The sequence below is a fragment of the Acidipila sp. EB88 genome (assembly GCF_003858395.1).
Taxonomy (GTDB): domain Bacteria; phylum Acidobacteriota; class Terriglobia; order Terriglobales; family Acidobacteriaceae; genus EB88.
Map to the genome: position 1 here is coordinate 3,950,225 of NZ_QWEV01000005.1, position 15,049 is coordinate 3,965,273.

Here is a 15,049-nt window from a genome sequence, read left to right on the forward strand (position 1 = left end):
CTACTGGCGCTGGACGGCACTGTTTGTAATCTCGCTGACACTCTTGACAGTCCGTCAGCCTTGCTGAGGAGTCCGGAGGATTGGCCTCAGTATCCTTGGCTCAGCAGCGTGCGTCAAGCAACCGCTTGCCTTTGGTAATGGCTGCTTTACAAACCATCGACTTCTCCGTAGAGCACGCGCGCGGTTTAAATCGCGCGCTTCGGCTCCACGAACGATCCTGCCTTGACGAGTACCTCACGTCCGGGCTGGGCATCCTGGCGGCCGACACTCATGTAACTGAAGCCATGACTTGCCATGTGCTCAGGCTTGTAGAGGTTGCGGCCATCGAGGATGATCGGATAGCGCAGGCGCTGATGCAGACGCTCCAGGTCAAGTTCGGCGAACTCCTGCCAATCCGTGAGGATCAACAAAGCATCCTTGCCTTCAGCCGCTGCATAAGCATCGCCGACGTAATGCATGTTTGCAGACGGGGGCAGGATCTCGGCCGTGCGCTCCATCGCTGCCGGATCGTACGCATCGATAGCGCAACCCTCCTGCAGAAGCTTCTCCACGATCTCGATTGCGGGTGAGTCGCGGATGTCGTCGGTGCCGCCCTTGAAGGCAAGGCCGAGCACGCCGAGCTTCTTGCCGCGGAATGTCCACAGGGCCGAACGGACCTTCTGAAAGAAACGTTGCTTCTGCTCGGCATTGATCTTCTCTACCTCGCTGAGCAAGCCAAACGAGATGCCGAACTGCTCGGCCACGTAGCGGAACGCCGCCACATCTTTCGGGAAGCAGGAGCCGCCGTAGCCGACGCCTGCCTGCAGAAACTTGGGCCCGATGCGGGCGTCGAGGCCGACACCGTACGCCACCTGCTGTACATCGGCACCAACTGCTTCGCAGATATTGGCGACCACGTTCATGAAAGAGATCTTGACCGCGAGGAACGAATTGGAAGCGTGCTTGATCAACTCCGCAGCCTTGGTCGAGACATGCACGATGGGTGGCAGGTTGCCGACGTGGCAGTGGCCCGGCACGCTGTTGGCCCATTGGTAGTAGCTACCGCCTGTCAGTGGCTCGTAGATTGCGCTCAGGAGGTCAGCAGCCCGCGGCGCGTCCGTGCCCACCACAATCCGATCCGTATGCAGAAAGTCCACTACCGCGGTGCCCTCGCGGAGGAACTCCGGGTTGGAGGCCACATCGAACAACTCCCGCGGCACACCATTGCGCTCCACCACCCGGCGGATCCACTCGTTGGTGTACACCGGAACGGTGCTCTTCTCCACAATCACCTTGTAGCTGTCGATGGATCGCGCGATCTCGCTGGCCACCGCATCGACGTACGACAGATCGGCGGAGCCGGTGCCGCTCTGGGGCGTCCCGACCGCGATAAAGATGGCCTGCGCCTCACGGGTGGCTCCGGCAAGATCAGTCGTGAACGTGATAGAGGTCGGATGATGCCGTTCCAGCAACTCCCGGAGATATTCCTCGTGAATGGGCACACCGCCAGCCTGCAGCATGGCAATCTTGCTTTCGTCGTTGTCGACGCAGAAAACTTTGTGGCCTATCTCGGCGAAACAGGCGGCAGCCACCAAACCTACATAGCCTGAACCAACAACAGCAATACAGACAGGACTCTTCATGCGAGCGGGTACTCCTTTAAACAGCCAGCATCGTGTGCGTTACGGGTATGCAAGTACTCTAGCGAGGAGGTTCGCAGGAACCTAACGGATTTTCGGAGGGGGCAGGAGTTGGCGTGGATAGGCCTGCTGCTGGTTGGGCGTATCCAGTTCCTGCAAAGTCTTTCGATGTCTGCGGCCCGCAGCGCGGTTTTCGGCTTCCCGCGTGCTCTGCCGCTCCCGTTCCAGGTTGTCCATGATGGACGTGCCGTTGGTAATGCTATCCCGTCGAGCCTCACGCTCCGCGGTCCACAAGTCGTTGGTCGCGAGAATTGAAGACGCCTTGTGCAGGCTGGGCTGGAACGAGTAGCGCTGTCCGTAAAAGCTTCCGCCGCTGACGGGCGCAAACGGTGAGATCGAGGGGCTTGCGCTCGGCTCGAGCGGGGAATGCGCGTACGTGGCCTCCAGGGGGGAGCCGGCCATGCCCCGGGTGGAATCCGGGAAGCCTGTCGGGGAGGAAACGTAGGCGGGTTCCAGCGAAGACCGCTGCACCTCGCCCACATGCAGGGGCGGCTGCAGCGACGGGCTCTGTCCGTCGTCGAACTGGAAATTTGTGGCATCGCCGGAGTTCATGGCGAACGTGGTCGCAACCTGCGAGCTCGGTTCCGCGAAGGTGTCGGAGGTGACCACGGGATGCACCTGGTACCCGTTGTCGATGCCGCTGATAACCGGGTCGGACAGGAAGTACACATCCTGGGTCACGGTGGAACCGGAAGTGGGATAAAGCGAGGAGTAACCAACACCGCTCGGCGTTGTCGGCACAACAACGCCCACGCCCGAGAACGCCTGGTTGGTGCCATAGTCGGGCAGCCGCTGCCTGGCGTAGATATTTCCGAGATCACTAGGATCGTCTGGACTGCGGGGATCGCGAGCAGCGGAGCCCAGCAGCTGAGGACGCGCCGCAAAGGCGCTCATCGTGCTTGGCTGATTGGAAAACAGCGGGTTACGCAGACCACCCCCACCACCGCCCCGGTCCATGGTGGACTGCGCATCGGTGAGAACACCTATGTTCGGCGTTGCATCGACATAGGGGGAGACAGTCGCGGAACTCAGCGCAGTGGCACTCAGCTGGGAACCTTCCAGCTGGGAGTGGGTAGGGTCGTTAACGTTGGAATGTTCTGCATTCCCAGTAAATGTTACAGACGGGATCTGCGTGCCCTCACCCAGATCCGTATCACCGACGGGACTGCTTAAACCGTCCGAGATGGAGGTGGGCGTCTGCTGGGCCTTCGCCACGGAGTGCAGCAGGAAGAACCCCCCGACCATCAGCAAAGGCATGCGCGTGCGCGATAGAACGAGTGCCCTCTTCATCACAGCCCCACATTCTTGATTCGGAACTCTGGCAGGGACATCACTGCCCAGACCACCGAGCCAAACAGAATGCCGCTGCGGATCAGGAGAAAGTAGGAGTCCGCAGCAGTCTCTGGTTCAAGAATGACAGAAAGCGAAGCGATTATCACGAAGCTGCTGGCAAACAAAGGCATGGCTTCGCCAATGAACTCGAAAAAGGCGCGAACCATGATCACCGCAGCCAATGGATAGAACAGGATGCCCCAGAAGCCGAAGTCCACTGCGCCGGTGCTGTAGATCGAGTTGGCTTCATCGAGATAGTGCGCGCCGAACAGCTCGTTCGCGAGGTTTTCCTCGGAAAAGTTCAAATTCTTTTCGGGGTACAGCAGAGACGGGATGGCGAGCTGCAGCTGTCCTGAAATGTCAGTCCCATGTGCACCCGGCTCCGCCGAGGTGAACCCGACCAGATCCCCGATAAAGCCGAGAAGGAAGGTACGGGTTTGCACGTTCTTGGAAAAATCCTCCTTGATATCGGCGTAGCTCTTGTCATGAGCCAACTGGATCGCCGCGCTGACGCGTTGCGCCAGGGTGGGGCGAGCCAATCCATAGCCCGCAACGCGCAGATAGAAGAACCCGATGGTCGCAAAATACACACCCCCACCGAGAAGGCCAAGCAGGACGATCTTCTTCAGCGGAGAATAAGGAATCTTGTACCTGCCCAGCCTGAGCGCCAGCAGTGAAAGCACCACCGCAAAGATCATGATGCGGCGGCCCAGCGGGAAAACCATGATGAACAGAAGAATGCTTAGCGCGCGGGTGTAGAGCTTGAGGAAACGACCGCGAATGTTCAGCGACATGCACACGGCGAGCGCGAGCAGCGAACCCGAAAGCCATTCTGACAGGCTGGCGAGGTAGCCGAGCCGCCCTGCTTCCGCGCCCTCTTCGGTGGCGGCGCCCATGAAGCCAGTTGATCCGTGCAGGAACGACGCACCCAGGACGGCGGTTCCGAGAGTCAGGAAGAGCACCGAACGGTTGTTGAAGCGGAGCTCAAAGTCCTCCCCGAAAATTGGGGTCTCGAACAGCTCCCCAAGACCCACAAGGCTGGCGATCGACATCAGGATAAAGGCCATGGCATGGGCCAGGTCTTCTGTGTCCTTGTGCAGAAACTCACCGAGCGTGGCGTCGCCGCGCGGCAGCGTGTACCAGGTGTTGACCGTGCCAAGCCCGTAGGCCAGGCCCAGCGTAATCGCCAGAACGAGCGAGACCCGCAGCGGAGCGCGGCGGCCGAGAAGATCGAAAAGCAGGTATGCGGACACGCCTGTGAGCGTGAGCGCACCTAGAATCATTGAAAAGTCACTGCCGGTCGCAAAGCAGATCAGCGAGGCGGACAGCAGGATCATCGGCATGATCAACAGGTAGGAGCGGCGCTGTGGGATGAACAGCGAGCCGAGGCGGCGTGGCCTTGGATACCGCACCAAGGTACGCCGCCCTACCTGTACAAGCGAGTTGGTCTGAATCATACGAGTCCCGTAACTGTCACCGTTGGCACTGCGATCATCGGGTGAAGATCACACCGCTTGCAGCGAGCGTGAAGGCGCCTTCGATCCCGCGGTACAGAATGGTCTTGCCGAGGCTCGAAGGTACGTACAGGATGTCTCCGTCGGAGACCAGGACGTCAGCCTGCTTGCCATACAGGATGTGTTTCAGATCCAGGTCCACTTCTTCCCTGCCGGCTGGTAGCTTGCGGACCAGCTTGGTCTTGGAAAGAGCGGCGGTCTTGTTCATGCCCCCGGCAAGAGACAGGGCTTCAATGATGGACAACCGTTCATTGTTATCCACCAGGATGCCACCCGGCCTGAGCACATCGCCCAGCACGTAGATCACACCAGCCTTGGCAACGATCACGGTATCCCCCGGCAGGATGACCGGGTTCTCCTGCGCGTGCACCGAGGCGGGTGTCGGCTGGAGAGCGATCTGGACCGGATGCTGCGGGTCGTTCCGGTGCACGATCGAAACAAGACGTCCGGCTGTGGGAGCCACGCCACCGGCAAGCGAGATCATATCCAGCAGGCGGCGCGACCCCAGCGTCGGATACACACCGGGTTGCCGGATTTCGCCGAGGATGGAAGCACCCTGGGAGGCAAACTCTGTTTCGGACACAGTCACATGCGGGTTCAGAAGTAGCCCACGTGTGCGATAAGCATCCTCGATCATCGCAGAGGCCTGGCTCGTCGTCTGACCCGCAAGGTGCAGCGGGCCCAGGATCGGGAGATTGGCTTCCCCGTTCTGGTTGACGCGGACCGACGTGCTTACCTCGGGAGTTTCAAAGACAGCAACGTTGAGCAGGTCACCGGGTCCGATCATGATGGACGGGGCTCCATCGGCCGAGCCCATCTGCGCGTCCGAACCCATGGCGCTGCCCTGAAGCGGAGTCGCCGCAGCGGGAACCTGCGCATAGAGGCTCGCGACGGAGAGCGTGCCCACCATCAAGGCAAGCGTTGCGGTCCGCAGCCGTTTACTGTTCAGCATCCATGCCTCCGCCGTAGCCCGCACCATAGGTCGAGTTGTAGCTGTAGTTGTAGCGCTTGGAGTAGGTGTAGTAGTTCTCCAGCCGCAGATCGACGTCGTTGACGATGATGCCCTGCACGCGCGAGTTCACACGGCGCATCTGTTCCCGGGTACGAAGCAGGGCCTTCTTACGGGTCACGCCGGACCGCACAAGGATAAAGCAGGCATCCACCTGGGGCGCAATGCTGAGAGTGTCCGCCACAGCCAGAACGGGCGAGCTGTCCAGGATGATGTGGTCATACTCGCTGCGCCAGCGCTGCAGTAGTTCTTCCATGGAGCGGGATGCAAGGGCTTCACCCGGGTTTACGGTCACGGGGCCACGCGTGACCAGGGTGAGGTTCGGCAGGTCAGGCAGAGGGTTCTCGTACGAGCTTTCCTCGTTCTCGCGTACCAGCAGGGTGGATAACCCGAACCGGTTCGAGGTGCGGAACTTCATGTGCAAGGTGCCCTTGCGCAGATCCGTGTCCACCAGCAGGACGCGTGCCGAGCGACGCGCGAAGGAGATCGCCAGGTTTGCTGCGCAGGTACTCTTGCCTTCCGTGGCGAAGGAGCTCGTCAAGAGGATCAGCTTGGGCTCACGGTCCACTGCCGAAAGCAGGATCGAGGACCGGAGGGTTCGGAAACCCTCCGACACATACGACTGCGGCTCGGTGTAGGAGATGAGATCGGGCGAGACTCGGGCCATGCGCTCTCGTTCCGCTTCGGCCGCTGCAGTGCCGGCCGCCGAAACACCCTTCTTCTGTGCAGGCTCGAAGTGGGGGATGACCGCAAGCGATGGGAGACCCACAACCGATTCCGCGTCGTCCGACGTGCGGATGGTGTCGTCAATAGTTTCTGCGAATAGCGCCAGGGCCAGGCCAAGAACCAGGCCGGCAGCCAGGCCGATCGCCGCGTCATTGCGCTTGACCGGGAACACTGGCAGCGCCGGGGTGACGGCCCGATCCACGATGTCGATCTGTGTTGCGTTGAGACCAGCGGTAATGCCGGCTTCCTTGAGGCGCGTCTGCAGAGCATCGTAGAGATCCGACGCGGAGTCGGCTCCGTGGCGAAGAATCTGATATTCCGCCGAAGAGCGGTTCTGCTGGTATGCCTGCTGCTTGGCATCTTCAAGCCGCTTGCGCATCAGGTTTTCGGTGCTCAGCGCGGTTTCATACTCCACCTGGAAGCGCTGCTGCATGTTATTGATTTCTACGTCGATCGCCTTGCGTACCTGGACGAGCGAGCCCTGCACTTCCTTGACCCGCGGCCACTCCGGTCCGAATTTCGACTGGAGCTGCGCCTGCTGCACGGTCAGGGCCGCGGCTTGCTGCTGAAGCTGCGACAGCGTTGCCGAAGGTGCGACCGACAGCAGCAACTCGGGGTTGCGTGTCATCGCCATGCGGTAGCGCGCTTCCTTCACAACCCGGTCCGCCTGGGCCTCCGAAAGCTGCTGGTTGGCGACGCGCATGTCCTCGATGGTGAGGTCCTGCCCCGAACCATTCGAGTCCACACCGATCAGGTTGTTCTGCTTCTGATAGGTGGAAAGTGCATCCTGCGACTCGGTGACCTGGTTCTTTAGCGGCTCCAGCTGCTTGGCGAGCCACTCCGAAATCCGGGTGGTTCCTTCGTAGCGTGCGCGTCGGCTGCGGTCCATGTAGCGATCTACGATCGCGTTGGAAACCGAGGCGGCAACTGCAGGACTCTGGTTGCGGAAGCGCACTTCCACAAGCTGTGTGCCTGGCTTGGTGGCGATCTTGGTCGAGCCCTTGAAGATCGAGAGCATCTCGATGCGCTGGTTGGGCGTCAGCTTGCCGTTGTACGGCTGACGCACGAACACCTGCGCGAACGGCTGCTTGTGGTACAGGTCAAGCGAGTTGATCACGTCGAGCGAGACCGTGTCGCTCTGCATGATGGCGATTTCCGTTGCGGTCCGGGTAAGGTCCGCTTCAATGCCCCCCTGCTCCTGCTGCACGAGTTCCGAGATGCCGATGTTGCTCTGCTGCCCCTCGTTGATGTCGATCAAGGCGATGGCTTCGTACTGCGGAATCGTGGTCAGGATGTAGACGGCGGCGAATGCCAGGCCGACGACGATACCGGCAAGAATGAGCCACTTGCGCTTGATCAGAATCTTGCGAATGTCACTCGGCGTGATGATCGCCTGTTCCGGTGCGAGTTGCGGTCCAGCCGCAACCTGCCGCTCGGGTTGAACTGCGGGGCCTTCCATCTTAGTAAGCTCCTTGGGCGTGGATACTGCTGTGCATGGGTTGACGGCGGCAGTGAACTGCGGAACGCGAGCGGGCAATTTCCTGGAAGATCGTACTGCCTGCAGTTACCTCGAGAGGATCAGAGAAAGCGCGAACACTGAAAAGGCTCAGCAGCATTCGGGGGAGAGGAATGCAAATTTGAAAGAGGAGGTGCCGCCATCATCGTGCGCTGCCACTGGTCGCTGTGCCAGGAGCTTCAGAGTGCTGTACCAAGAGTGCGCCAGATGCCTATGCCTTTCATTACGCCGCTGCATGCATCGCTCCAAGTCTTGCCTCGACCCCATCGCAAGCAGGTTTTTGTGCCTGGTGGAACATGTACCTTCCACCAACGCACCTGCCATTGGGTACCGCTGGTTCCTGCTGCCGCGTGGAAGCCTAGCGATCGAGCACTTCTGGAAGCATGGAGGCCGTTAGTTCCACCTGAGTGTAGCCAAGTTGCCCAAGGCGGTCAAACATACTTGTACCAATAAGAGCACCCTGGGCATCTGTCCGTGCATCAAAAAGCGGTTTACGATGCCGCGCCAAAATGCTTTCTGATGGTTTCCGACGGCCTTCCTGGTGCGGTCTGTCTTCCCCAAAATGCCGTTTCAAGCCTCGCCCGATCAAGCCTGGGTGGACAAGCACTTCTGGAAAACACAGGGCAGTCCCGCAAACCGGCGGTGACGGATGTGGCCGCAAGTGCGGATTGCACTGCGCCAGGTCAGCCGCGGCATGAGATGGTGGGCGGTGAGGGACTTGAACCCCCGACATCCTGCTTGTAAGGCAGGCGCTCTAACCAACTGAGCTAACCGCCCGATGCCGTGAGAGACCAGCGTGACGCTCTCGGCTGATCTTACCAGCAAGAAGGCGACCTCCTGGGCTGCAGGCGAAAAGATTCGCAAAAGCAGCTTGCTACACTCGGGGAGTGAGCCGCCTGATCGTGAATGCCGATGATTATGGATACACCGGCGGCATCAATCGGGCAGTGCAGGCGCTGCATACCCTAGGAGCTCTATCCTCCGCCACCGCAATGGCGACCGGCAATGCCCTTGGTTCAGGTCTATCGACCCGGGTATCGTTGGGTTGCCACATTGTTCTGGTAGACGGCCGACCTGCTGCCGAACTCTCTGCAATTCCTTCCCTGCTGGCCCCGGACTGCCCTGAGCTTCCAGTTTTCCGTCCCACGCTTCTGCGGTTTCTTGCCGACCTGCAACGGGGGCGCATCCGTGACCGCGAAATCGAAGCCGAAGCAGTGGCACAAATCCAGGCCCTGCAGCAGCGCGGCATCCAGCTGACCCACGTGGACACGCACAAGCACACCCACATGTTTCCGCGCGTGCTCCGGCCGGTGTTGCGTGCGGCACTGCAATGCGGCGTCAAGGCTGTTCGCAACCCGTTTGAGCCGGAGTGGGCTCGGGCTGCCACGCACGGCGCGCCCTGGACGCGACGACTTGAAGTCAGCCTCCTGGCCCGCTATCGGCACGTCTTCCTTAAAGAGGTAACGCGCGCCGGGCTGCGGACCACCTCCGGGGCGCTGGGTGTGCTCGCCACGGGGAGCTTGGATACACCGACTCTACGGGCAGTCCTTGCCGCGCTCGCCCGCCGGGGCGAACCCACTGCAGCCTACGAGCTGGTCTGTCACCCGGGCTACGTGGACGCCGAACTTCAGGCGCAGCGTACCCGGCTGCAAGGAGCCCGGGAGGTGGAACGCGCGGCGCTGGCCGAGGTGATCCCTGACGAAACCGGCCCCTTGGGCGCACATTCATTGATCGATTTCACCACGTTGTGACGTCGTTGCTATCGGCCGAGAGCTTTTGGAGCTTCGTTCCCTGCCTTGCGTCCAATGCTGCAAGCGCGAACTACGCCTGGAGATCTGCATGAAGATTGGCATCACCTGTTACCCGACCTATGGCGGCTCGGGAGTTGTAGCAACAGAACTTGGGATTGAGCTGGCCGCCAAGGGACATGAGATCCACTTCATCACGTATCAGCAGCCGTTTCGCCTGTCCGGGCGCGAGCGGGGCATCTCCTACCACGAGGTCGCGGTACCAACGTACCCGCTCTTCGAGTACCCTCCGTATGACCTTGCGCTGGCCACCCGCATGAGCGAGGTCGGGGAGTACTACGACCTGGACCTGCTGCACGTGCACTATGCCATTCCGCACTCAGTCAGCGCTTTGCTCGCACGCCAGATGCTGGAGGCACGCGGCCGGCGGCTTCCATTCGTCACGACCCTGCACGGCACAGACATTACCCTGGTCGGCCAGGATCGCTCCTACCTGCCGGTGACCCGCTATGCCATCGAAAACAGCGACGGCGTCACCGCGATCTCCTCTTACCTGCGCGAGAAGACCCTGCTGGAGTTTCAGATTCAGCGCCCCATCGAGGTGGTGCCGAACTTCGTCAACTGCGACCTCTACAAGCCGCTCAGCGAGGACGATCGCGCGGCCGGGCGCGCCCGCTATGCGCAACCCGGCGAAAAGATCCTGCTGCACCTGTCCAACTTCCGGCCTGTCAAACGCGTGCAGGATGTGGTGCTTACGTTCGCCCAGGTGGCCAAAGAAGTCGGTTCGCACCTGCTGCTGGTGGGCGATGGACCGGACCGGCCCAATGCGGAGTACCTGGTCCACTCGCTCGGACTGCAGCAGCGGGTGCACTTTCTGGGCAAGCAGGACGACGTCTACCGGCTGCTCCCCTGGCGGACATTATGTTGATGCCCAGCCAGCTCGAGGCCTTCGGACTGGCAGCGCTCGAGGCCGCGGCCTGCCGCGTGCCGACGGTGGCAACGCTGCAGGGCGGAGTGCCGGAACTGATTGACGACGGCAGGAATGGCCGACTGCTGGCCGTAGGTGATGTCGATGGCATGGCCCGCGCGTCGATCGAGCTGCTGCAGAACGATGCGCTGCTCGACCAGATGGCCACAGCAGCGCGCCAGACAGCGCAGCAGAACTTCTGCGCCTCGCGCATCATTCCGCAGTATGAAGCGTTCTACGAGCGCATCATCGCCGGCGGTGGCGCTGCCTAGAACAAATCAAGCCTAATTTCGTCCGGGCACGTCACGATGCGGCATCTGCATCGTGACGCGCGTGCCCCGGCCCGGTCGGCTGGTGATCTCGAACACCGCGGCATCTCCGTAAAGCACCTCGAGACGTTCCCGCACATTGCGCATGCCGATGCCGTTGCTTTCCTGCGTCAACACCCCGGTTCTAAGCGAGCGCTCGGGTGCAATCCCCACACCATCGTCCTCGACTTCGATCACAAAGCGGCCCGGCTCCAGCCTGGAACGCAAAGTGATGGTCCCGCCCGAGATCCTCGGCTCCAGCCCGTGCTTGATGCTGTTTTCCACCAGCGGCTGCAACAACATGCTCGGGACGGAGATCTCCAGCGTGTGCGGATCGATCTCCTTCACAATGCGCAGCTTTTCCGCCCCGAACCGCACGACCTCGATGCCCAGGTAGTCCTCGGTAAAGCTGAGCTCTTCGCGAAATGGCACGTAGGAGTCGTGATCTTTGAGCAAGGCACGGAGAATATTCGCCAGCTTCACGATTAGTTCCCTGGCCTGCTCGGGTCGGACACGGATCAATGTGGCGATGGAGTTCAACGTATTGAACAGGAAATGCGGGTTGATCTGCCGCTGCAAGGCATCAAGCCTCGCCTCCAGTACCAGCCGCTTCTGCTCCTCGAACTTCAGCTCGATGCGGATGGCGTTCCAGATCTTGAGCGGGATGCCCACCACCATCGCCGCCGAAGCCCACACACAGGCCCGCAGCAGCCACGATGGGGTATGCAGGGCAAAGAGCCGGTGCGGTGCAGTGTGCGCCAGCCACTCCCGCGCCGCCTCAAGCGTCACGATCAGGAGCAGCAGAAGAATCTGCCGGTCGAAACGCGGCTGGTGAAAGTTGCGGCGGATCCAGCGGTAGATACTGAGGTCCACAAACGGAGAGAAGGACCAGAGCTCTTCGGCATCGGCTACCTGCGCAAACAGGCCCGAGATAAGCCCCACCAACAGGTAAAAAGGCAGTGTCAGGTACTCGCTGTGCAGTTCGGCCGGGATGGAGAGCAGGATGGCGCCGAGCATCGCCGAAAGCGGCCCAAGCAGCACCCCGAGAATGATGGTGGTCTCGAACGCGATATCGGCCGCCAGGAAGTTCGGGACCGTCACGCGGATCCAGACGCCCAGCGCAAGCGGAACGCAGATTGCAAGAATCAGGCGCAGCTGTTGCGCCGGTCGCCGGTTCTCGGCAAACAGCATGCGTTGAAAGGACCGCGAGCGGCCCAGCGCGCTCGATACAGCGGCCGCAACACCAAGCTTGATCAGCAGGGTGACAAGGATCAGCTTGGCGTCCACCATCCCAATACTCTACCCTCCCGCGCTGCTTCAAAGGCCCGCGGGCTAAGCCTCGTATAATGAAGCGATGTCGATAGGACGAATTACCAGGGTTGCGGACACCGCTCTTCCTACACGCTGGGGCAAGTTCCGCATTCTGGGATTCACGGGCGAGCTCACAGGACACACCCCGTGCGATGAGTCGCGCCCTGCTCCTCTGAAAGAACACGAGGAAGCCGTGGCGCTGATCATGGGTGACATCTACAGCACGCCGCCCCTTGTCCGCATCCACTCCCAGTGCCTCACGGGCGACGTGTTCAGCTCGCTCCGGTGCGACTGCCGCCTGCAACTGGAGCTTGCGCTGCGCTCCATTGCAGAGCGGGGCGCGGGGATCATTCTGTATGACCAGCAGGAAGGCCGCGGTATTGGCTTGATGGCCAAGCTCAAGGCGTATGAGTTGCAGGAACGTGGGCGCGATACCGTGGAAGCGAACGTGGAACTCGGCTTCAAGCCTGATTGCCGCGAGTTCGAACTACAGGCGGCCATGCTGCATGAGCTCAAGGTTCCGGCGGTGCGCTTGCTTACGAATAATCCGGAAAAAGTAGCAGCGCTTGAGCGCGCCGGGATCCAGGTGGTCGAACGCGTGCCCGCGATCGTTCCGGTCGAAGACAGCTTCGAGCACTACCTGGATGTGAAGCGTGACAAGATGGGTCACCTTCTGGCTGTGGAAGAGACGGCAGCCGCCTATCCGCGCGACTTGGCGGCAGCGCTTCGGCCCAGCATCGGTGAGATCACGGTGGACCCGGCTGGCGGCGTGCTGGACGAAACCGAGAGCTGATGCTGCGGGAAGATCGAGTCTCCCGCGCGAGTCAGACGCTCTTTCTGTCCAAAGGTGAACCCACAGCAGGACTGCTAGTACTTGACGATCTTCGCGAAGGACTCGGGGTCGAGGCTGGCCCCACCCACGAGCGCCCCATCGATCTCGTCTTTGCTGAGCAGCGCGGCGGTCGTCTCCGGCTTGACGCTGCCCCCGTACAGGATGCGCATGCCGTCGGCGACACTGTTGCCGAGCCGCTCCCGCACAGCGCTGCGGATAAATGCATGCGTCTCGTCTGCAATTTCGGGCGAGGCTGACTGGCCGGAACCGATAGCCCAGATCGGCTCATAGGCGATGACGATCGTTGCAGCCTCGTCAGGCTTGATGCCCTCGAGCCCGATTTTGATCTGGCGCAGCAGCACGTCATTGGTGCGGCCTTCTTCGCGCTCTTCCTGCACCTCGCCGATGCACACAATGGGCGTAACCTGCTGCCGGATCGCCGCGTGCAGCTTGCGATTCACATCCCAGTCGCTCTCATAGTTGTAGTGGCGCCGCTCGGAGTGGCCGAGGATGACGTGCGAGACCCCGATGGACTTCAACATCGGTGCCGAGATCTCACCCGTGAAGGCGCCCTCTTTTTCCGAGTGCATGTCCTGGGCTCCGATAAAGATCCCCGAGCCTCGCACGCTCTTCTCGAGAGGCTCCAGTGCCAGAAACGGCGGGCAAATCGCGATTTCGTCGCGGGTATGCCCGGCCACGAGCGGCAGAAACGTCTCTGCATAGGCGCAGGCTTCAACTGGCGTCTTGTACATCTTCCAGTTGGCTGCAATCAGCGGCTTGCGCGTGCTAGCGATTTCGACTTCTCCTGGCGTTGGGCCGTCAGACGGCTCCCTTTTGCATTCCAACGGCAACCCGTACGTGGACTAGGACTTCTCGGTAAGCGCTTCTACCCCGGGCAGCTTCTTGCCCTCGAGGAACTCAAGCGAGGCCCCACCACCGGTGGAGATATGGCTGATCTCGCTCGCGACCCCGGCCTGCTGCACCGCGGCCACCGAGTCCCCGCCACCGACCACGGTAACGGCTCCCTTGTTGTCAGCCACGGCGTGGGCTACCGCCGTCGTCCCGGCGGCGAATTTCGGCAGTTCAAACACGCCCATCGGGCCGTTCCAGACAATCGTGGAGGCGCCCGCGATCTCGGCGGCAAAGGTCTTCACGGTTTCCGGTCCGATATCGAGCGCCATCCACTCCGCGGGAAAGTCGCCGGTGCCGCTGAAGATCTGCGTTGCGGCGTCCGGAGCGAAGCGGTCGGCAAGCACGTGGTCTGTCGGCAGCAGGAAGCGAACACCCTTGGCTTCGGCTTTGCGGAGCATCTCGCCCGCAAGCTCCACCTTGTCGGCTTCCACCAGCGACTTGCCGATGTTCTGCCCCTTGGCCTTGAGGAAGGTGTACGCCATGCCGCCACCAATCAGCAGGGCGTCGACCTTGCCGAGCAGGTTTTCGATCACTCCGATCTTGTCCGAGACCTTGGCTCCGCCCAGGATCGAGATGAACGGCTTGGCTGGAACCGTGGCGCTGTCGCCGAGTCCGAGTGCACGGCCTAGATAGTTGAGTTCCTTCTCCATCAGCAGGCCAGCAGCCGCCTGCTTGACGTGATGGGTGATGCCCTCAGTCGAGGCGTGGGCGCGATGTGCCGTGCCAAACGCGTCGTTGACGTAAATCTCGCAAAGGGAGGCGAGCTTCTTCGCAAAGGCAGGGTCATTGGCCTCTTCTTCCGGGTGGAAGCGAAGGTTTTCCAAGAGCAGAACCTGCCCCGACTCAAGCTGCCGTGAAAGCTCCTCGGCGATCTCGCCGACGCAGTCCGGCGCAAAGGCTACGTTGATCTTCTCCCCGATGGAATGGTCCAGCAGGAGGCGCAGGCGATCCACCACCGGGCGGAGGCTGTACTTGCCATTCGGCTTCCCCTTGGGACGCCCCAGGTGCGAGGCCAGGATCAGCTTTGCCTTGTGTTCGAGCGCGTAGCGGATGGTAGGCAGGGTCTCTCGGATGCGGGTGTCGTCGGTGATCTCGGAGCCGTCTTCGCTCAAGGGCACGTTGAAATCAACGCGGATGAGTACATGCTTGTTTTTGAGATCGAGATCGCGAATGGAAAGCTTGGGCATGAGAACGG

Annotated in this window: 12 protein-coding genes and 1 tRNA gene; 4 read left to right on the forward strand and 9 right to left on the reverse strand. The window is 61.2% G+C overall.

Annotated features, from left to right (window positions below):
- Positions 1-185: 185 nt before the first annotated feature.
- The 6 genes from D1Y84_RS16565 to D1Y84_RS16590 all read right to left on the reverse strand — a co-directional run bounded on the left by D1Y84_RS16565 (position 186) and on the right by D1Y84_RS16590 (position 8,553).
- On the reverse strand, positions 186-1,622 hold the full coding sequence (locus tag D1Y84_RS16565; protein WP_124849676.1) for a UDP-glucose/GDP-mannose dehydrogenase family protein: 1,437 nt from the start codon (positions 1,620-1,622) through the stop codon (positions 186-188).
- A gap of 81 nt (positions 1,623-1,703) precedes the next feature.
- Positions 1,704-2,969: a hypothetical protein gene (locus D1Y84_RS16570; RefSeq protein WP_124849677.1), complete on the reverse strand. Its 1,266-nt coding sequence runs from the start codon at positions 2,967-2,969 to the stop codon at positions 1,704-1,706.
- Entirely contained in the window at positions 2,969-4,468 is a 1,500-nt protein-coding gene (locus D1Y84_RS16575; RefSeq protein ID WP_124849678.1) for a hypothetical protein, read from the reverse strand. The genes D1Y84_RS16570 and D1Y84_RS16575 overlap by 1 nt, the downstream gene beginning before the upstream one ends.
- Positions 4,469-4,502: 34 nt before the next feature.
- Positions 4,503-5,477 carry a polysaccharide biosynthesis/export family protein gene (locus D1Y84_RS16580; protein ID WP_158615531.1) on the reverse strand — a complete coding sequence of 325 codons (975 nt, stop codon included), beginning with the start codon at positions 5,475-5,477 and terminating at the stop codon, positions 4,503-4,505.
- Positions 5,464-7,719 (reverse strand): polysaccharide biosynthesis tyrosine autokinase, encoded by a 2,256-nt coding sequence (locus D1Y84_RS16585; protein WP_124849680.1) that lies wholly within the window; start codon positions 7,717-7,719, stop codon positions 5,464-5,466. The genes D1Y84_RS16580 and D1Y84_RS16585 overlap by 14 nt, the downstream gene beginning before the upstream one ends.
- Before the next feature lie 757 nt (positions 7,720-8,476).
- Positions 8,477-8,553 (reverse strand) — tRNA-Val (locus D1Y84_RS16590).
- Between the two features lie 110 nt (positions 8,554-8,663).
- Between D1Y84_RS16590 and D1Y84_RS16595 the strand changes: the two genes are divergently transcribed.
- The 3 genes from D1Y84_RS16595 to D1Y84_RS19030 all read left to right on the forward strand — a co-directional run bounded on the left by D1Y84_RS16595 (position 8,664) and on the right by D1Y84_RS19030 (position 10,763).
- A complete protein-coding gene (locus tag D1Y84_RS16595) occupies positions 8,664-9,527 on the forward strand; it encodes a ChbG/HpnK family deacetylase (RefSeq protein ID WP_124849681.1) in 864 nt (287 codons plus the stop codon).
- An 88-nt stretch (positions 9,528-9,615) separates the two neighbouring features.
- Positions 9,616-10,452, forward strand: coding sequence for an N-acetyl-alpha-D-glucosaminyl L-malate synthase BshA (gene bshA / locus D1Y84_RS16600; protein ID WP_370245788.1), 837 nt, complete (start codon positions 9,616-9,618; stop codon positions 10,450-10,452).
- Positions 10,446-10,763, forward strand: a complete 318-nt coding sequence (locus D1Y84_RS19030; protein WP_370245789.1) for a glycosyltransferase — start codon at positions 10,446-10,448, stop codon at positions 10,761-10,763. Before bshA ends, D1Y84_RS19030 begins: the two co-directional genes overlap by 7 nt.
- A gap of 12 nt (positions 10,764-10,775) precedes the next feature.
- Here the strand turns inward: D1Y84_RS19030 and D1Y84_RS16605 are convergent, their stop codons facing one another.
- Entirely contained in the window at positions 10,776-12,089 is a 1,314-nt protein-coding gene (locus tag D1Y84_RS16605; RefSeq protein WP_124849682.1) for a sensor histidine kinase, read from the reverse strand.
- A gap of 64 nt (positions 12,090-12,153) precedes the next feature.
- Between D1Y84_RS16605 and ribA the strand changes: the two genes are divergently transcribed.
- Positions 12,154-12,903 carry a GTP cyclohydrolase II gene (ribA, locus tag D1Y84_RS16610; protein ID WP_124849683.1) on the forward strand — a complete coding sequence of 250 codons (750 nt, stop codon included), beginning with the start codon at positions 12,154-12,156 and terminating at the stop codon, positions 12,901-12,903.
- Positions 12,904-12,977: 74 nt separating this feature from the next.
- Here the strand turns inward: ribA and tpiA are convergent, their stop codons facing one another.
- Positions 12,978-13,787 carry a triose-phosphate isomerase gene (gene tpiA, locus D1Y84_RS16615; RefSeq protein WP_370245790.1) on the reverse strand — a complete coding sequence of 270 codons (810 nt, stop codon included), beginning with the start codon at positions 13,785-13,787 and terminating at the stop codon, positions 12,978-12,980.
- 18 nt (positions 13,788-13,805) lie between these two features.
- Complete coding sequence (gene pgk, locus D1Y84_RS16620) at positions 13,806-15,041, reverse strand: phosphoglycerate kinase (RefSeq protein WP_124849685.1); 1,236 nt, start codon at positions 15,039-15,041, stop codon at positions 13,806-13,808.
- Positions 15,042-15,049: the final 8 nt, after the last annotated feature.